Annotated in this window: 12 protein-coding genes and 3 pseudogenes; 5 read left to right on the forward strand and 10 right to left on the reverse strand. The window is 59.0% G+C overall.

The genetic code is table 11. The features are described from left to right. The first annotated feature begins 380 nt into the window (after positions 1 to 380). Positions 381 to 1244, forward strand: coding sequence for an SPASM domain-containing protein (locus AB8Z38_RS18170; RefSeq protein WP_369726357.1), 864 nt, complete (start codon positions 381 to 383; stop codon positions 1242 to 1244). Between the two features lie 117 nt (positions 1245 to 1361). Next, a complete protein-coding gene (gene sugE / locus AB8Z38_RS18175) occupies positions 1362 to 1676 on the forward strand; it encodes a quaternary ammonium compound efflux SMR transporter SugE (RefSeq protein WP_369726359.1) in 315 nt (104 codons plus the stop codon). A gap of 935 nt (positions 1677 to 2611) precedes the next feature. Here sugE and AB8Z38_RS18180 read toward each other — a convergent pair. From AB8Z38_RS18180 to AB8Z38_RS18190, 3 genes are all read right to left on the reverse strand, one after another. Continuing rightward, positions 2612 to 3895 carry an IS256 family transposase gene (locus AB8Z38_RS18180; protein ID WP_369726360.1) on the reverse strand — a complete coding sequence of 428 codons (1284 nt, stop codon included), beginning with the start codon at positions 3893 to 3895 and terminating at the stop codon, positions 2612 to 2614. Between the two features lie 894 nt (positions 3896 to 4789). Beyond that, the gene (locus AB8Z38_RS18185) at positions 4790 to 5311 is read right to left on the reverse strand and encodes a thermonuclease family protein (protein WP_369726361.1); all 522 of its coding nucleotides are present in this window, start codon (positions 5309 to 5311) and stop codon (positions 4790 to 4792) included. Between the two features lie 396 nt (positions 5312 to 5707). Next, positions 5708 to 6451: an energy-coupling factor ABC transporter permease gene (locus tag AB8Z38_RS18190; protein WP_369726362.1), complete on the reverse strand. Its 744-nt coding sequence runs from the start codon at positions 6449 to 6451 to the stop codon at positions 5708 to 5710. A 726-nt stretch (positions 6452 to 7177) separates the two neighbouring features. Between AB8Z38_RS18190 and AB8Z38_RS18195 the strand changes: the two genes are divergently transcribed. Both AB8Z38_RS18195 and AB8Z38_RS18200 read left to right on the forward strand, forming a co-directional pair. Continuing rightward, a complete protein-coding gene (locus tag AB8Z38_RS18195) occupies positions 7178 to 8017 on the forward strand; it encodes an RMD1 family protein (RefSeq protein ID WP_369726528.1) in 840 nt (279 codons plus the stop codon). 531 nt (positions 8018 to 8548) lie between these two features. Continuing rightward, positions 8549 to 8776, forward strand: coding sequence for a hypothetical protein (locus AB8Z38_RS18200; protein WP_369726363.1), 228 nt, complete (start codon positions 8549 to 8551; stop codon positions 8774 to 8776). Positions 8777 to 8836: 60 nt separating this feature from the next. Here AB8Z38_RS18200 and AB8Z38_RS18205 read toward each other — a convergent pair whose 3' ends face one another. The 7 genes and pseudogenes from AB8Z38_RS18205 to nifH all read right to left on the reverse strand — a co-directional run bounded on the left by AB8Z38_RS18205 (position 8837) and on the right by nifH (position 16573). Continuing rightward, positions 8837 to 9253, reverse strand: coding sequence for a hypothetical protein (locus AB8Z38_RS18205; protein ID WP_369726364.1), 417 nt, complete (start codon positions 9251 to 9253; stop codon positions 8837 to 8839). A gap of 762 nt (positions 9254 to 10015) precedes the next feature. Next, the gene (locus AB8Z38_RS18210) at positions 10016 to 10312 is read right to left on the reverse strand and encodes a ferredoxin family protein (protein WP_369726365.1); all 297 of its coding nucleotides are present in this window, start codon (positions 10310 to 10312) and stop codon (positions 10016 to 10018) included. Positions 10313 to 10351: 39 nt separating this feature from the next. Further along, positions 10352 to 11618, reverse strand: a pseudogene (locus tag AB8Z38_RS18215) (FAD-dependent monooxygenase). A 54-nt stretch (positions 11619 to 11672) separates the two neighbouring features. Further along, a pseudogene (locus AB8Z38_RS18220) lies at positions 11673 to 12784 on the reverse strand (electron transfer flavoprotein subunit alpha/FixB family protein). Positions 12785 to 13889: 1105 nt separating this feature from the next. After that, positions 13890 to 14222: a nitrogenase stabilizing/protective protein NifW gene (gene nifW / locus AB8Z38_RS18225; RefSeq protein ID WP_369726366.1), complete on the reverse strand. Its 333-nt coding sequence runs from the start codon at positions 14220 to 14222 to the stop codon at positions 13890 to 13892. Positions 14223 to 14904: 682 nt separating this feature from the next. Next, a complete protein-coding gene (locus AB8Z38_RS18230; protein ID WP_369726367.1) occupies positions 14905 to 15612 on the reverse strand; it encodes a nitrogen fixation protein NifQ in 708 nt (235 codons plus the stop codon). Between the two features lie 71 nt (positions 15613 to 15683). Further along, positions 15684 to 16573 (reverse strand): annotated as a pseudogene (gene nifH / locus AB8Z38_RS18235) (nitrogenase iron protein). Positions 16574 to 17107: 534 nt separating this feature from the next. Between nifH and AB8Z38_RS18240 the strand changes: the two are divergent. Beyond that, on the forward strand, positions 17108 to 17662 hold the full coding sequence (locus tag AB8Z38_RS18240) for a peroxiredoxin (RefSeq protein WP_369726368.1): 555 nt from the start codon (positions 17108 to 17110) through the stop codon (positions 17660 to 17662). Positions 17663 to 19406: the final 1744 nt, after the last annotated feature.

Here is a 19406-nt window from a genome sequence, read left to right on the forward strand (position 1 = left end):
AGCTTGAATCGCACGTAGCGTCATATTGTACGCTATCCCAGTTGCGCCTCCCTTGTGCCATTGCGAAGACAATTATCGGGATGTGTCGGCTTATGGACAATACAGCCAATGGCATGAGTGATGCTTGTTGGGACAAGCGAGAGGTTAGATCAACGCCGTCGATGCATCTGCACTCGGCAGCCACCGGATCCTGCTGGACTGGGGCGCTAAGGTGAGTGAGCCGTCGGCGCTGTCTTGTTCCATCGCGGCCGCGGCTGCGACCGTGCCATGTCGCGGTGATGGGCGACGAACCGAGAATGATGCATGAGCGAACCAACATGAGGGATGCAACGCGAGGGTGCCCCTCAAGATCTCTTTGTTCCCAATAGCGGAGCGCGGACGTGGATAACATAAAATCGATGACTGCACAGGAGCTGCGCTCTGCAATAACTGGCGGCAGGGTCTTGGAGGTAACCACGACAACGGGCTGTATCGTCGGATGTTCTTATTGCCAGCAGGACAAGTTCGCCGAACGGCAAAGAGCTATATCCGACGTGAAGCATCTTTCTTTGCAAGATTTCAAGCGATGCCTGGCGCGCGTACCAGCAACTGTGGACATCAGCTTTTCCGGGTATTCGGAGCCTTGGCTCAATCCGGCTTGCACCGAAATGGTTGAGCATGCCTACGCGTGTGGCCATGGAATCCGGATTTTCACAACCCTGGTCGGAATGAACGGGCGGGATCTAAGACGCTTACGTGCGCTGCAGTTCCGCGTTTTCCTGGTGCACGTTTTTGATGACGGCACGTACATGGATAGTGGGCTCGTCAGGCGCAACTATGTTGATTTGATGCGTCAACTTGTCGATGCCGACATTTCATCGCTGCTCTTCATAGTCATGGGTGAGGTTCATCCCGAACTTGTCGATGTAATTCCTGAGGAAGCGCTGGTCCGCTCGCGTCCGCCGCGCAGCAGGGCTGGCAGCGGCGAGCTTGAGATGGTTGAAGCACGACAGCCAATCATTGGAGCACTGACATGTCCTGACGAACGGCAATATCGTAATGTTCTTCTCCCAAACGGCGATGTTACTTTCTGCTGCATGGATTTTGAGCGACGACAGGTTTTGGGCAACCTTCTCCGCGACAGGTACAAGGATCTCTTTGACGGGGCGACTTTTTGCAAGATTACCGATCGCATGAACGGATCGGACGGCTTGCTGCTTTGTCGATCGTGTGAATTCGCCGAACCAACAACGTCGGAAAGCTGATCTTTGAGAGCAGTTATTCCTGCCTGATCGAAGCGAATCGCTGCCTCGCGAAGACGGCCTTGCAGCTCATCATCACATCAGCTGCGGGGACGACCCCGCCGCGAACGGAGGGTCGCCATGGCCTGGAGCATTTTGTTGGTCGCCGGCCTGCTGGAGGTGGCCTGGGCAATCGGCCTCAAATACACTGAGGGTTTCACCAAGCTCGTTCCGTCCGCGCTCACGCTCGCGGCCATGGCCGGCAGCGTGATCCTGCTCGGACTTGCTCTGAAGACGCTGCCCATTGGAACTGCCTATGCGGTCTGGACCGGCATCGGTGCGGTCGGCACCGCAGCGCTCGGCATCGTCCTGTTCGGGGAGCCGGCCGCCGCGTTTCGCCTTGCCAGCATCGGACTGATCGTCGCCGGCATTGTCGGGCTGAAGCTCGTGTCCTGACGAAGACATCGAAAGCATTGACCCCCACCAGGTCAGCGCCGCAACGATCGCCGACGCCGGCACCATGATTGTCCAGACATGGACGAGCGAGCTGGTCGCGGTCCAGTGCACGGCCGAGGGCCACGGCGCCGAGAATGGCGGGTGGATGGTGTGGCGGGGGAACCTCGCCGTGAACCACGATGCCGATGCAGGCCCTTTGGGCCAAGACCTGCTGCCCGCGACCTCAGTGTCGCAATGCAAAGCCTTATTGCCGGACGATACGCCAGCCCCCATCAGCGCCCCCCGCCACGCGTTTGGCACGATGGCACGACCCAGAACGGCACGAACAATTCGCTGCCGAGATCACCGTGCGAATAGAAAGCAATGGACCCCAATCTATCCGCCTGATCTCCGGGCGGCGCCCAAGGAAGATCGCTTCCCGGAGTCTTGCGATCCGTGGTCTGCGGAGCAGTAGGGAGAAGATGCATCAACAGAACGATATGATTGGCGGATCGTGTTCGTTTGCTCCGCACAGCTTCCAGCCATCCCGTGTTGGTACGATCACGGATGCCGACCAGTTCAACTCTTACATCGGATCAGTCCGGTGAGCTTGCGATCTCTGAATCAGCTCAGCTCAGAGCCTCCCGCGTGCGGCTTCATTGTGTCGGTCCTAAAGAAGCTGGAGCACCTAATCTCTTTCACAGAAATCATCGACCTGAGCTCCGGCGCGCTTCATGCGATAGGTGTTCGACTTCAGATCGGGCGCCTGTTTGAACAATGACCGTTCTTGTCGATAGACGGCATCGCGATTGAAAAACGCCGGGACCTTGCATTACATCCGTCGGCACAGAGTCTGCACCACGACGGCGTGGGAGCGACGCTGCGACTTCAGGGGCGAAAGCTTCGTCGTGGAAGGCGCGAGCTATCGCCAACTTTTTGGTGACGGCGGGGGCTGGTCAGGCGGCGGCGGTTGCGGGCTGACGATCATTCGGTTTTGCGATGACCTCGATCCCGTTGTTGAATGTCACGCCGAGAACGAGTTTTGGCAACTGGTTATGACGGTCGAGACGGCGCCAGCTTTTTTGGGCGCCCTCGATCAGTTTGAAGACCATCGTGAGCGCAGTCTTGTTGGATAGACAGCCCTTCGATCGGATCGTGCGGTGGCGCACGGTGCCGAAGGTGCTTTCAATGGGGTTGGTGGTCCGCAAGTGTTTCCAATGCTCGGCCGGGAAGTCGTAGAATGCCAGCAGCGTATCCCGATCCTTGGCCAGGCAGTCGGCCGCCTTTTCGTATTTCAGCGCGTAGCTCTCGATGAAGGGCTCGAACGCCAGCTCGGCTGTGGCCTTGGTTTCGGCCATCCAGATCTCCTGCAACGCGCGTTTGGCTTTCGGGTGCTGGCTCTTCGGCAGCTTGCCGAGCACGTTTGCAGTCTTGTGCACCCAACAGCGCTGCTCGCGCGTTTTCGGCCAGACCTCACCGGCGGCCTTCCAGAACCCGAGTGCGCCGTCGGCGATGGCGAGCCGCGGCGGCACGTCGAGCCCCCGCCGCTTCAGATCGAGCAACAGATCGCGCCAGTCGTGCGCGCTCTCGCGGGCGCCATCGGTGAAGCCGACCAGTTCCTTGCGGCCTTCCGGCGTCGCGCCGATCAGCACCAGGATGCACTGCTTTTCGTCCTCCAGGCGGGCTTCGAGATGGATGCCATCGGCCCAGATGTAGACGTAGCGCTTGGCCGAGAGATCGCGCGTCTGCCACGCGGTGTGCTCGTCGAGCCAGCCATCCTTCAGGCGACCGATCGCGGAGGCCGACAACCCGGCAGCATCGTTGCCGAGCAGCGCCGCCAGCGCCTCGGAGAAGTCGCCGGTCGAGATCCCCTTCAGATAAAGGATCGGCAGCAGCGTCTCGATCGACTTCGAACGCCGCATGTAGGGCGGCAGGATCGCCGGAGAGAACCGGATGCGGCCGGGATCGGAGGCGTCCGCCTCGCGATCGCGCACACGCGGCTGGCGGATAGCGACCGGACCGATACCGGTCATCACCTCCCGCTCCGGCAGGTGACCGTGGCGGACGATGCGCTGGTGGCCGTTCGCGGTCTTCAAATCGGCATGCTTGCCGAGAAAGTCCTCGACCTCGGCCTCGACCGCCTGGGCGAGAAGGGCGCGTGCCCCGCTGCGCAAGACTTCTGTGAGTTGATCGGCGACGGTTCCTGGCTGAATCAGCTTGATGATGTTATCTTTGGACACGGCATATCGCTCCTTCGGTGGAGAAGTGGAGGCGTCAAGCACCCCCACGATATGCCGCCTTTCCGATTCCCGCCGTCACCAACTTTCGGCGATAGCTCGCCGGAAGGCGCGCACGAGCTGTTAAGCGATCTGGCGTTCTTGTTCGGGCTGCAGCACCGGTTACGCTCGTGACATGCGGTGTTGCTTATTCGGCGGATCTCGAGCCAGGGATGAGCGGACCATGCTGTTTGCAGTATGCGGCCTTCCCGCGGCAAAGACCCCAATTCGATCACCATCGTTTTCGATGGTACCTCGGAGCCGGGGTTGAGCAAGCGCTCGCACCTGCTTGGTCCGTCAGATTTGAGTGCGAGTATAAACTTTGGGGGACAGCATCTGGCGGCCTGTGGGAATCAAGCTGCGAGGTCTGGGAATGCCAAAGCCTGACAGTTAGAGTCGAATGGAGTGGAGGTAGGCTGCATCCCAAGCCACATTGGTGTTGCACTACCTTGCCCAGTGGTGGCTCGAACACCACTGGGCTTCTTTCTTTGCGCTCAACCTCTACTCGGCTGGATCTGATTGTGTCCGTGCCACGCCTTTGTCTTTTTAGACCACAGAGAACCCCGTCCTTCTTCCGCTCAATGCGGCTCTCCCTCGAGCTCAAAAGGCGGTGCCTTGGCAGACCGCGAGTCCATGGTTCTCAAGAATCGACACGGCCGATGTGGGTCGTTCCTGTGGAGCTCGCGACTTTGTTTCTTGCGCCGTTCGCGTATACGAGAGTTTGAGACCATCTTACTCCTTTGAGCGTGGTCGAGAGGTAGTGGTGAGCTCGTCTCACTTCTGATCGACGCCAGCTCGCCCGTGGCTATCACCTCGCAGCGGACCCGAAATCGCATACTTTGGTGTGGAAAATGCCCGTCAAGGATGTGCATTCGCGTCATCGGAACAGCCGGCTGGCCCACCACCTAATCGAATGCATGCTCGATATAACCGAGGTACGGCAAAGCTGCCCGCCCATAAGCCCAGTCCGGCACGATCGGCCTCGCTTTGCGCAGCCTGGTATCGTCCGCTCGAATATCGCGTCCAATCGAGCACCAGACCCTTGCGCACCAACCATTCTCCGAGATCGCTGCCATCAGCTGAACAGGTCGCCATCGTCCGTCCACACTCATCCTCCAGGATTGACAGGCAACTGACTTCGCGATCTTCAATGAAGCCTTCAAGTTCGCTCGCGGTCCTGAGGCCACATAGATATAGATCGCCCTTGATATCTCGGCACATTTGAGTCTCGTCCGGCGCATCGATGCCCCAGAGCCGAACGCGTGTCCCTTGAATCTCAAGGGTGTCGGTGCTGATGACCTTTGCCGGCCCCCTCAACTCGCCGGCCAACACGATGCTGCACAGTACTAGCATGGTCAACATCACGACCAATCCATACATGGCGATCTTCTTTGTCGAACTGCGAACATTCCGGCCGAGTGCAGCAGAGCATGGGAAAGCGCGGAACAGTGCTCCATCGCAACTGCGCATAGAAGGGTACTAAGTTGCATGGATATTGGACGGATGAATTCCAGTGTATACGCAGCGCAAGTCGCCCCTCGGGTGTAACCTCGACCGCATGTTCTGCGACCAAGCTGCTGCGGTGACCGCATCCCGCCATTCCTCCACGTGGTTGCGGCAGTTCGCCTTGACCGCATCACGCACCAGCAGGTCGAACTCGGTAGTGTGCGTCCGCTCGTTTGCGAGCGGGCGGGCGCAGACGGCCGGCCGCAAGTCGGCGAGATATGCGGATAGCAGCGAGCGCGAGCCGCCGCGGATCGCTGCAGCCGGTTGCTATCAGGGAAAGTGTATGCATCGCTTGAGCAAAACGGACGACCCGGCGGCCATCGTTGTTATCAACGGCAACATGTCTTCTACAGGCGGTTGGCGAGAACTCCGCCGGCAACCACGCCGCCCAATTTGTTTCGCGAGCGCCAGTACAGCCAGATCAGCCTCCACTTGGACCAAGGCCACAAGTGCATAGGAAACTGCGAACCACGCGATGTTATAGAGGTTGGCAGCGCCGAAGCCCGCGCCATAGAAGGCCCAAAACGCGACCCAGACAACGATACCAGACTGATATGCAGTCGAGAGCGCAAGGGCCTTACTGTACTGAAGATCGGGATAGGCGGTGTTGGATGGAACGAGCCGCTTGGCGAGCGCCTGGATCGCAAACAGCGGCACCAGAAGCGTCGTGACATTCATACCATACTGCGGCAGGTCGGTCGGAACAAACAGGACGCCTTGCAGCAAGAGGCCGACCGCAAGACCAGAGGCAGCCGGTGCCGCGCCGAACAACAGGAACAGCGTCGATCCGAGGATGAAGTGCACCTCGGACACTCCAACGGCGAAGTGCGGCAGGATCTCGAAAAACGTGAACACAAGCCCCGAAGCGGCGACGGCTCGCACAGCAAATGACAGGGCGCCCTGCTCGCGCATAGTTTCGACCACAAGCTTGGCGGCGAAGCAGCCCGTCGCAAGGCCTGTCGCGCAGCTCAACACGAGCTTGGCGCCTGTTACTATTCCCGGTTCGATATGCATGGTCTCAGGTCCTTGCTGCCGTTATACTCACGGCCTTGGTTCAAGAATTTGTCGGGCCGTCTTTTGGCCGAGGTTGGAAACGGCACTTCACCTTCCCCACCGTCGGTCAACCGGTCAACGTCCTGTCTTCCTATTGGGTGTGCACTGAGCCTTCGCTCGGCCTTCGATATTTCGATAGCAACAGCTATGCCAGCGCCGCCACCGCGCGGTTAAGGTTCTGATTTCGCCCTGAAACGTTCCGCGGCGCGCAACATTCGAGGTGTTCTGTAGCTGACAAGCTCTGGATGAAATCGAACACACATGGCGCCGTTGTCTTTGCTCAACCTGTGCCGTTTCGAACAATCATTCTCGCTCGCCCATTGAAGCGGAAATCCTCAGGCCGCTGGCGCGAAGCCACCGGTTCGGCATCAATCTTGCTCGACCTTGTTCGAGGACGGCGCCTCGAGCGCGGCCAAATGTTTGGCGGCTCATCGAATCGGAAAACCTCTCGTTGTCTTCAAGGCTTGCTGGGTCGTCCGGTGGACCTTGCGGCCAAGCACGCACTGGACATGGAAATAGCGACAATCCGTTCAAACTGTGGAGCCGGCATTTGCTGGACCGCAGCATCATCTCTCAGCGGCGCGCCGGGCAAATTCCGCTGCACCATCTGCCACGAAGTTCTGGACGTGTTTGACGGTCACGGGGGAACGCCTATCGCGTGGCAGTGGCGGCAAACCGGATGCTAAAGTGAACATGGATCAACTTACGCCCGGTAAGCCTGCCGTGTCCGGAGAGACGGCGGCCGCCTCGATGCTGCGCGTTCGCGCAGTCATGCTGGGCGATCGTATCAACGCGTCGGCTCTCGAAATCGGAACGCTGGTGTCCTCGACGCCGATCGCTTGCCGCATACATGCGGGCCTTGTCGTGATCTTCCGCTATGGCGTTGTGGTGCTCATCGGGTTGTCGCCCTCGGAGGAAACCGCTCTGATCGATACCTTGAGGTCGGGGGTCATCGGTGAACTTAGCTGCTACGAGGAGGAGAGCGCACAGGTGCAGCTCTGCAAAGACCAGGGCGCGGAGGTCATCCTGCCGGGCGGTCGGATTTGTCTCAGCGAGTTTACCGAAGACCGGCTGCTGCTGATCGCCGATACGCTGGCCAAGAGCACGGCGCTGGAGCGAGATGAGCGCCGTGTCGCCGCAGTGTTCGACGTGATCGAACCCTTTGCACGTGAACTAGCCGAGCGCGGCCGGACGCCGCGGGGCCGCAAGGGCATTCTCCAACTGATCGGCAATGCGCTCCTGGTCCAGCAGCGCGTCGCGGGCCGCGTCGCCATTGCAGAAAAGCCCGACGCACTCTGGGACAAGCCGGAGCTCGAGCGGCTCTATTCGCGTCTGAAAGACGAGTACGAATTGAAGGAGCGTCTTGAGATGATCGAGCGCAAGCTGTCGGCCATCTCCGGAACAGCCAACGCACTGACGGACATCATCGACACCCGCCGGTCGCTGCGTCTGGAGTGGGTTATAGCCGTGCTGATCGTGATGGAAGTTGCGATCGGATGCTTTCAGATTATTGCGGTAGCTCACTGAAGTGCGGCTACCCGCAGCACGCGAGGCGCCTTCGTGGGCTTGAGCGGGCTGACTAACCGATCAGACCGGCATTTGCGGGAGACGCGCCGTTCGGCCGCACTCAGCCGCGGGACTTCGGCCATGTCTTTGCCGTGTTCGCGCTCGCGAGGTAAATCCGGGTGCGGCTCGCGAACGGCGCAATAAACGAGGCGACTTCCGGCGCATTTCCCTGGTTGTCGAGCAAGGATATGGGTGCATGGCATACGCGCGCCAAGCGTTTATGTCGACAGGGAAAGAAGACTCTTTTGCCCAATGTGCAGGGGACCGGCACTGAGCTGGTCTGCTATTCTCCATTCGATCGCAGAATACTTTGCCGCGCTTCTCCCGCCGTTCGCCAGCGCGTACCCGCGACTACCGGAACAAGGACGCCGAGTTCGACCAAAGCGCCTCGATGAGTGGGGCGACGCCTTTCGCCGCTCTGGGTGCATCGCCGCGGCTCGGTGGACCTCTCCTGCCGTAATTTCCCTTTCTCGGGAATTAGGGAACAGTTCCATGAACCGCAGCATTTTCAGCGCAAGGAGCGTGCTGCAACTGAAGATGAACCTCAGAAGTGCGGATCTCGTCCTCACCAACAGGGAAGTCGCCGAGCTTGGGACTGCGACCGGTTGTGCCTGCAATAGCGGCTCCGCGTCGACGATAAACGCCAAACGGATGAAAAGGACTGCGGCAGCCAATTTCGACGCGGTTTTGACCTCGCAAGCAGGCGCCGAGATTTCCTGATGTCCCCGATTCCGATTGGACGTTCCATCTAGAGGGACTTCCTCAAGGCGCTCTGGACACTCACGTGCCGCCGGCAGCTCCCCTTAAATCCGCTTCCGAACGGATCCCGGCATGGCGGTCCTTCGCTGGTTCGTTCAGCAGCCCGGCGAGCCGGAGGCCTTCAAGGACCCCTTCGAGCCGCTGTACGCGAACTATGGCGGCGAGCAGCGAAACGGCCTCCTGCCGATGGACGGTGAAGCGAATGTCGGGCGCTCGCTGAACCAAGACGTCCAGCAAGGTCGGAAGGTCACCAAGGTGGTGGCGTAAGGTCGAGACCACGTCACTCGCAAGATAGGTCGCCAAATCAGCTTTCGGCGGCGGATCAAAGTCCAACGCGACCTCGGCGCGCTTCTCGATCGCTTGTCGTATCAACTCGGCCTGCCGTCTTGCATTGACCGAGAGCATGAACACTGCATCCGCGAGCTTCTCGCGCGGCAAGCTTCTCAGTTCGGCTATGCGGGCCTGGATGTCGTCAACCGAACCCTCACGGCGTGCCTGTGCTCGCCGCGCGTTGGCGGCTGCTTCGCTCTTTTGTACTCGAACCATCGTCATACTCTCCGCCTGACGATATATCCTGCCAATTCAGTCGAATGAAAGTGGAAAATGATGTGCTGCATGCGCGCAGCCCGGCTGACGAACGCGGAACCGGCGGTCCCGAAGGAGTCAGAAGGAGCTAATTCGTGATCTGCTTTTGCTTGGTGGCTGCGAGATCTTGGCCTGGAGCACTGGAAAGCGCCGCTTCAGGTCCGCGGCACCGCTTTCGGCACCATGTCTCGTCTCGAACTCAGTGTTTATACAGCCGCTTCGATGGCAGCCACTGGTCGGGAGATCTCGCGCTGCATTCCGCAGGCCAAGGTCCATTTCCAAGAATTGGGTCCGGTATTGTTGCGGAGCCACTCGTCTTTGATGAGATCGGTCGACCGGGCCTCGAACTCATCATTCGACGCGAGCTGAGCAGTAGATTGCAAAGTGAGTTCGAATATAGACCGTTGGCATCAAGATTGCGGCTCTGCCCAGTCGTCCATGAAGAAGGCTGATTTGACGCTGAGTTCGTCAGAGGGCCGGGGGAGAGTGCTGTCAGGAACAGACCGCCGAGAGCCTGAGCCAGCGCATGAGGCGGCCAAGTTGTAGCCGGCGGCGGCGTTGACGGCGTCGCCGCGCCCCGCCGCATCTACCAAGGTCAGGCCGTCCCCTGAACTTTCAACCAAACTTGAATAGGACGCCGTAACCGCCGCGCGGGTAACTCCACTCGATATCACCACTTTCTTCGCAGATCACCCGGCAGGTGCCGCACTCGATACATCCATCGACTGTCACCTCAACATGACCTTTATCGTTGAGCTCGTAGCACCGTGCAGGGCAGGCCTTCAGCATCGACAAGAGCCGCGAGGATGGCGTGGTGTGCGGACGCACCTTGATGTGGGCGCGGCCGGAATCAACAAGATAACGGTTGTAGAATAGTTTGTCCTCGACACGTTGGGATGGGTCGCTCGGCATTGTTTCTGGCTCCGTCGTATGCGTTGTCTTAGGTTTAGATCACCGCCAGGCCCGGGCAATGCGCAGGGCATCGCTAAACAGCCCAGTCCAAGACCGCGCCTTGATGAACGAGCTCAGCATCAGCTTCTCTTTCTCGAGCTTTGGTGTGCCGTCGACGCGCACATAATCCTGCATCGCCTTGGAGAAGAGCTGCGGATATGTGAGAAAGAAGTTCTGCGAGTGGGTATGCATCAGTGCCGGCATATCCTTGTACTTCTTCAGGTCCTTGATCACGAAAGACTCAGTTAGCATTTTCTTGTAAAGTGAAAGGTTTTTGGCCGTCATCGGATCTTTTTCGCGATCTGACAAGGCAGATCGCTTCCGCCGCGATACGGCCCGACGTCATCGCCAAATTGGACCCCTCGCGATGGATGGCGTTGTTAAGCTGGGCGGCGTCTCCGACGACCACCCAGCCCTCCCCGCAAAGCTGCGGGATTGCCCTGTACCCTCCTTCAGGGATCAAGTGCGCGGAATATTCCTTGACTTCCGAACCTTCGATGAGCGGCGCGACGGAGGGGTGACGCTTGAAACCTTCGAGCAGGCCGTAAGGCGTCTCGCCGGTACGCTGGAAGTCGGCAACAAGACAGCCAATACCGAGCGAGATGCATTCCTTATTGGAATAGATGAAGCCCATACCAGTCATGCCGCGGGAGATGGTTCCGGCCGCTTCGATGACGAGCCCCTCGTCGCCTTTGAGATTGAAGCGAGCGTCGATTGTCTCGCGCGACAAAAAATGCATCTCCTTAACCGCGAGTGCGACCTTGTCCGGTTTCGGTCGCCCTCTTAAGCCCGCACTCGTCCCGAGCACTCCGTTCACCCCCTCGGCCAGCACGACGACATCTGCATGGATTTCACCCCCATCGCGGTCTGTGCGCACCCCGACGACCCTGCCATGGGAATCCTGGAGGAGCTCGGTCACCGTGGTCTCGCACAGCACCGTAGCGCCGGCCTCGCGGACCTTCTGCGAGAACCATTTATCGAACTGGGCGCGGATGATGGTGTAGCGGTTCGGCTTCTCCTCGTTGAAATCATCGGATCGATAGTGAATTCCGGTGTGCGAACGCTCGTCCACCATCCAGAAGCGTTGCTCGACGAGATGCCGCTCAAGCGGCGCATCTTCTCGGAAATTCGGGATCAGCTTCTCGAGCATATCGGCATAAAGGATGGCCCCTTGCACGTTCTTCGACCCGGAATACTCGCCGCGTTCCAGCTGCAGCACTTTCAGTCCCCGCTCGGCCATTGTAAGCGCCGCTGCGTTCCCGCCCATGCCAGCACCGACGACGATGGCGTCGAATCTTTTCCTCAATCATAACAAGCTCCCCTAGCCAGCGATGCGGTCGTGTGAGTGCGGCGATAGCTGCGCGCGGAATGCAGAGGTCAATGCCGGCAACAGTCGAATGGCGTCGGTGACGATGCCGATATGGGCGAAGTCGAAGATCGGAGCGTTCTTGTCGGTGTTGATGGCAACGATGAGGTCGCTCCCCTCCACGCCGACGCGATGCTGGATAGCGCCGGAAATGCCGGCTGCGATATAGAGCTTTGGCCGGATGGTTTTCCCGGTCTGCCCGATTTGTCGGTCCGAGGTGGCCCAGCCCTTCTGGACCAGCGGCCGCGAGCAGCCATATTCGGCGCCAAGCACGTCCGCGAGCTGGTGTACCAGTTGGAAATTTTCAGGCGATCCCAGACCGAGCCCTGCAGCGACGACCACGTCGGCATAGGCAAGGTTGGACTTTGTAGAATCGCGGTCTGGCAGGAAGGACAGGACCTTTGTGACGATATCTTCTTCTACAAGCCCGAGCGGATGCGAGATGACGCGCGAGACGGCGCCTGTCACGCGCTGGGGCATCGGCATCACGCGCGGACGGACGGTTGCCATCTGTGGACGATAGTTGAGGTGTAGATCGTGCACAACAGTGAGCCGCCAAACGTCGGCCGGGTCGCTGCAAGCGAGCCGTCGGCATCGACATCGAGCTCGGTACAGTCGGCAGTTAGGCCGGTGAGCAGTGTGGTGGCCACTGAGCCGGCGAGATCGCGGCCGAGTGTTGTTGCCCCCAGGAGTAGGATTTCCGGCTTGTAAGTGTTGACCAGCTCTGACAGGGCCTTGGTATAGGACTGGTTGCGATAATCGGCCAAGAGATTGTCCGCGACGATATAGGCGAGGTCGGCGCCGTAGCAGAAGGATTCGGCGATCGCCTGCTGCGTTGTCTCCCCGACCGGACCGATGACAACCGCGGCGAGGTCAACATTGAGCTTATCGGCGAGCCGGCGCCCGGCACCCATCAGCTCCCAGGAGACGGGGTGCACAACCCCGCGTTCCTGCTCGATGAAGACCCAGACGTGCTTATACGCCCTAAATCGTTCGGGCAGCTCCCTCTTGGTCGCCGCGCGACCACCAGCCGCGGCCGGAGCTGCACTTTTCGGTGCGGTGCTCATCATCTGTACTCCCATTCGCATTCAGTAGCGGCTGCGGAGCATGCTCCGCCTCCAGGTTGAAATTCGCGTTTGAAGATTGCTTCAGTTAAAAGTTGGGCCGGGTGCCCGCCGCCATTGTGTCAGCACCGCTTGGCAGCAGCGCGGGGTCGAGACACCCGTTGCTGGTTCTTTCCGGATGCGGCATTCTGGGGCGACCGTTTGGTTGCGGGCACTGGTAAGGCACCAACCGGGCCGGTCAGGCGTGCCGAGCGATTCGTCTTCCTCATTTTAGAGATGCAGCCGAGGTGCAACAGATCGAGAAGTTACGAGAGGCTCGGCTGGTACGATTGTCGACCGCGTGCTTGCCGTTGGAAACGCGATCCCATTGCTCCGAATGCCCTCGATTCTTGCCGATCACAGCGACACGTCCGCAACTCCGGGCGAGGACACGAGGGCCGGCGCCGCTCAAGGCGCCCGTTAACAGCGCCGCGCGGCCGGCGCTGTTGAGCAACGGCTCGCCCCGCGAAGCCTCCGCAAGGGATGGGCCAACGGGGGTGCACGGATCAAACGCACCTTTCAGCTCAGCCAGGTATGCGACCATCGCTTTGGCGTCGCGACGCATTATGGTTCCGGCAGGCAGCGCGCGCGAACCTGCGCGGTGTCAAAAACAAAATCGATGCGGACCAAGATGTGCATGCGCTTCTCCAGACTAGCTGAGCATCAGTCAGCAATTGTCGTACCAATTGCGCAAGCGATGAAAATTGACCGCTAATACAGAATCTTACTGAAGGAAATTGGATTGGCGGCCTCTCACGAGCATCGGACTATTCGATACCGTGCTGACCTGTGTCCGGAATGCGACAAAAGACAGTCATCCCAAACTTGGTGCGCTTTCCTCGCCAAATTTGCGCTCCCCGCTGCCAGCGTACCATTGCAGCAGATAGGTGCGCACCGGCTTGGAACGATGGAAACAGCAAGGCTGAGTCGGGATGGGTATTAAGCAGCCGAGCGTTGACGCTGCGGATCGGCGAGGCCGCAACTGCAACTTCGGTTTGAATTCAAAGCCATGCATGGCTGTCAGGCTCTCCGAACCCTCACGATGCAGAGCCCGACATATAAACTCAATTCACTCCAAGGAACCGAGCTGGACCAATGCTGGATGCTTTTTCGCTTGTGGTGCGGCCGCATCCTTCAGCACCTTGAATACGCGCTGTTCGATCGGGGAGGACGTGACGAAGTCCGCATAGGCGCGCTCAAGCGTGGCCTTGCAACGCGCGGCGATCTCAGGATCAGATGCACCGGTCAACTCCTCGCCTGCGAGATATTGACCCATGCGACGCAGGATGTGAAGCCGCGCCACATCGACGATTTTCGCATCGTACTCGACGCCGAGCAATGCAAAAAACTCCTCTGCGGCCGAGGCCTTGTTCAATCGCGCAAGGATCCCATCCGTCGTCATTTCTCAACCTCCATCTCGATCCGCGCCCAGCAACGACCAGGCTGGAATGTTTCAACCCGATCGCGCGACGCGCGTGGCTGATTCGCTGTTGACGACCGAGCTCTCGGGAATTTCGCGCCAGATCGCCAACACCGTTTCCTGCGCAAGACCTTGGTAGTCGATGGCAGTGCTTGCAGACGGGCGCGGGGATGGTCGCTTTGCTCGGCGCCGAAAGAAAGCTGCACGACAGCAGCAAGGTGATCGCGGCAAACCCTGAATGCTTGCAGATCACAATGCCGTGGGACGAGCAGCTCCGGGTCTAGCCCTTCGTAGGTGCGCCGGCTCCTTTAACAGCCCGTGGACGTGGATGCCGGATTCATCGGTAAAGACATGCTCGTCTCGCCTTGTTGAGCAGGATGGTACGGGACGCAGCGGCTGCAACGGCGACCGCCACTTTTTCCAGTTCGGATAGCAGCACGCCGGTATCATCGCAACAGAGCTGTCTGAGTGCGACGGCAGCTTCCTTCAGCGGCGCATTGTCGGCTCCGCCAGGTATCAACTCGATTATCAGACGCCGCGTCGGCTCTAGGTGGGGTGCCCGCAAGCGCTTGCCCTGGCCTGTTTTCACCCCCAATGCGACAGGTGGCAGAAAGCTCGTCGGATATACCCGCAATGGCGCCAAGGAGGGGTATCAATAGTGAACTCAGCCTCTCAAGCTTGGGACGGCTTGGACGGAGTCATCGAGACGACCCAGATGATCTCGCCGGCGTCCGGCCATCCGGCTCTCGCCGCTCTCTTCGCCGAAGCAAAGATCAAAGTCATTGCATTCCGTGCAGACCGGCGTGGTACACATCACCAGACCGTCATCTTCGCATAGAATGCGATAGAAGAAGCGCTTCCAGCGCATGTTCTTCGTGTTGCGAGCCGCCAGCGGCCCGAAATGGCGCATCAGAAGGCGGGACAATTCGTCCCGCTTCCGTAGACCGAGATCCTCCCACAAGTGATTAGGCTCCATGGCGCGCCGCGCGATCATCGTCGCCAACCAGCCGCCGACCTCGCCATAGGTGGAACGTTGCGCAAGTAGGAGGTCGCGCACCATATTTGTCTCGTCATCAGCCGGTAACGCGGACTGTTCGCGCCAGATACAGCTCCTGATCGGGCTGGATGGGAAGTATTGCACCAAAAGAGCATTGAGCTCCTGGTTGGTCAAGCCAGCCCGTTCGGGAAGTTGGCCGCCATCCATGGCGGATGCGGCGAGAACGCAAGCGAGCACATGCCGATCGAAATCGTCATTGTCGCTGATGTCAACTTCTGTTGGGTGGCGCCCGGTCAGAAGGCCGTAGAGCTTATTCACATCGCGCTGCTCGGCGACGTGAGCTGCCGGCACGGAAGCTGAGATCGTATCGGCCAATTTCTTTGTCTGCCAATCATGAAGGGTGGACGATGTCGGCCTTCCCGGATCGAGAAGGCCGACAACATGAACTATGCGGAAATAGCGGCAAGCTCGGCAGCAGTTTTGCCGACCAGGGTCTCGTCGACAGGCTTGATGATGCCGTGCTCCATGAGCATATCCTCGAGCTCGTCCATGCTGATTGGCGTCGGGATAGCGCCTTTTCCCGCATTGTTGTGGATCTTGGTCGCGAGATTGCGATAGTGATCCGCCTGCTTCGAGTCCGGCGCGTATTCCAGCACAGTCATACGCCGCAGCTCCGCGTGCTGCACGACGTTGTCGCGCGGCACGAAGTAGATCAGCCGGCTGCCAAGCTTCTTGGCAAGAGCATCTGCAAGCTCCAGCTCCTTGTCGGTCTGCCGCTCGTTGCAGATCAGGCCGCCGAGGCGGACGCCGCCGGAATTCGCATACTTCAGAATACCCTTGGAGATGTTGTTGGCGGCATACATTGCCATCATCTCGCCGGACATCACGATGTAGATTTCCTGTGCCTTATTCTCGCGAATAGGCATCGCGAAGCCACCGCAGACGACGTCGCCGAGCACGTCGTAAGAGACGTAGTCAATGTCCTCATAAGCGCCGTTCTCTTCCAGAAAGTTGATGGAAGTGATCACGCCCCGTCCGGCGCAGCCGACCCCGGCTCCGGACCACCGGACTCGACGCATCGAATGTCCCTGTAGCCGAGCTTGATGACGTCCTCGATTTCGAGGTCCTCGACGCTGCCGGCATTCGCCGCCAGGCTCAGAATGGTGTCTTGCGCTTTGGCGTGCAGAATGAGGCGAGTCGAATCCGCTTTGGGATCGCAGCCGACGATCAGAATCCTTTGGCCCAGCTCAGCAAGGGCCGCCAGCGTATTTTGCGAGGTTGTCGATTTGCCGATGCCGCCCTTGCCATAAAACGCGATTTGTCTCAGCGCAGACATGTTGCTCTCCATCACCGATTTGCCAATTTTTCGCGCCGAATGCGCGATCCTGTTTCTCTCGTAGAAACCATGGGCACACGAGTGTCGGGAAGGAGGCCATCGCTCGCCATCAGCGTCGGCGTGCCCTCAGCCCTCACTCGTTGTTGCTGCATCCAGGTAGCAACTGGCGTGCCATTTCCTTCGCACCCGCATTAAGCCTCTGATCACCCTCAACTAACAGCGTGGCCTCGGACACCGGCGTGTTGTGGCGGACCGGACAGCCGCGAGGGCTCTGACAGAAACCCGACAAAGCCTCGGCTCGAATTCCACCACGAGCGCCGGCCAAGGAGCACAAACGGGAAATCCCGCGCCTTACGCCCGGGACGATTGAGGAGATCACATGTTGCAGATCGGACTCGAGGACATCGCCACCATCAAAGGCGAATGTTCCACGAGGGTCCTGGCGGGCACTTGTCGCCAGATCGGGTGGCATATTGCTTGCTCAGTCAGTCGCGGAACGCTGTTCCGTGTGACTCGATGTTGTGAGGACAATACATGCTTGGAATTGGAAGTAAGTTGCCGCCGTTCGACATCATAGGCGTGAAGCCCGGCTTTCACCTGCAGGAGGAGGACGGGCAGAGCGCTTTCGAGACGCTGAGTGAGAGAAGCTTCCCCGGCAAATGGAAAGTCATCTTCTTTTACCCGAAGGATTTCACATTCGTCTGCCCGACCGAAATCGCCGAGTTTGCCCGCCTGTCGAAGGATTTTGCCGATCGCGACGCAATCGTGCTTGGTGGGTCGACCGATAACGAGTTTTGCAAGCTCGCCTGGCGGCGTGACCACAGGGACCTGCACCGTCTATCGATCTGGCAGTTTGCCGACACCAAGGGCGCACTGGTCGATGGCCTTGGAGTGCGCTCGCGTGATGGCGTCGCACATCGCTATACCTTCATCGTCGATCCTGAGAATACGATCCAGCATGTCTATGCGACTAGCCTCAATGTCGGCCGCAGCCCCACGGACACGTTACGCGTTCTGGATGCGATACAGACTGATGAGCTCTGCCCTTGCAACCGCGAAATCGGCGGCGACACCCTTAAAATTGCCTGAGTCAACATATCGATCGTGCAGTTGCACGAGGGGTTCCGGCCGCAGGACGTCAGACGCAATCGTTCTTCGATGATTTCAGGTGAGACGATGCTACCGCAAACACCGCTAGAGAGTGCGACCCGCAATTCAGTTCTCTTTACCGGTCATGAACTCTGACGCCGCCGTCGCGATATTCGCGCGGCAGTCGCGGCGGCGATATCGACGGTCTCGATCACGATGATGAACAGCGTTCACCCGCCGCTTTGCTCACCTCACATCATCCCGAACACAAGCGGATGACGGCGCGGCCCATGAACATACAAACGCTTGTACGCTTCTGCGCCTGCTGGACGCACATCTCTCGCCGGAGTTCCTTATACTTCGTCGTAGGCCGGACCGCGGTTCTCTTTTTGCCTGGGCTTACCGGCATGCAACTTCAAGGGGACGATCCAGCGCCCACGGGGTCGGAAACCGTGTACCAATCTCTCGCTCTTGGGGCATTCTAGGTTCCAGTCGCCGCCTCGAGAAGCGTGGACGCAGCGGCACATAGCTCAGCGTCGAATGACGTGTGCCCACCGAGTTGATGATCCGCCGGCGCGCTCGCACACCGTAATTTCCGGGCTCGGCAATCTATATTCAGCGCCTAAGCAGCACGATGGGACGAGCGATTCGCTTGAGTCGCTGATTGAACACGACAATCGGTCGGGTTTAGGTCAAGTGACCGGATCGACGGAGAAGCCGGTCAGCTCGTTCGCCGCGAGACCTAACCGTCGGCGCCGAGCCTGAGACGACCAACTAGCCAGCAATCGCAAGCCGCCTGATGGCGTCGATCATCACGCCGGTCGATTTCCGAAACTGAATCACATCTCAGCGCTGGTGACCCAAGCCAATCCCCAAGGTAGACGCTTTCTGCCTTAGGGAGCCTTCGGAGCGCTTCATAAGCTTTGAAACCCTAGCTACAGGGGTGCGGGCCCTTGAGTGCGCCTTGAGCAGCTTGACCTCGTCCTTACTATATTCTTTGCGCTTGGTGCTTTTTGCCACGTGACGTTCTCCGCTTTCGCTTTGCACATTTATCTGCAGCGCCTTGTTTTTGAAAAACGACGCAACTGCTTCCCATTACCATATCAATGACCATCGGCAACTATTCAAGCGGGCTTTCATCTTCCAGATAAGAACATGAACTACACGCGAATTTGTTCTCTGTCCTTTTGTATCTTTATCCGCGCGACAAACCCGATTCCCGACGCACGCCAGGCGGTTCAACATGGAAGCAAGCTAGCGAGACAGGGATGCTCGATTCGGTCCTTCAAAAACAACTCGAAAGCGCTTCTTGCATAAATACATCAACTTCTCTCACCAAGAAGTTTCGTAGAGCAATATTCAGGCGCCAGTATTGATGGAGTAGCGCTGGATCGGCCAGGACAATCGTGGTGCTCCCGCGCATGATGAACCGGCCTTCACGAGTGTACGGCGTTACCGCGCGAAGAATAAACGTCCTCTCATACTTGCTGGGCTTCTGCGGACTTAGCTCGAGTACTCACAAATGCGAATCCTGCGACGGCTGAGGTTTGCTTCGTCAGCTGATCGAGCACGGCTTGCTCTTTCTTATTTGACAGCCGCAGTATCCTTGATCGAAGAGGCCACGCAGAGATAGCCAGGCAATTCCATCCTCAGCGAACAAGATGCCAGACCATCGCCTGCCCCGTGTCATGGACCCGGTGAACGAGCGAACGATCTGATCGTGACATTTCGCTAGGCCCGGCAC

The sequence above is a fragment of the Bradyrhizobium sp. LLZ17 genome, from assembly GCF_041200145.1.
GTDB lineage: Bacteria > Pseudomonadota > Alphaproteobacteria > Rhizobiales > Xanthobacteraceae > Bradyrhizobium.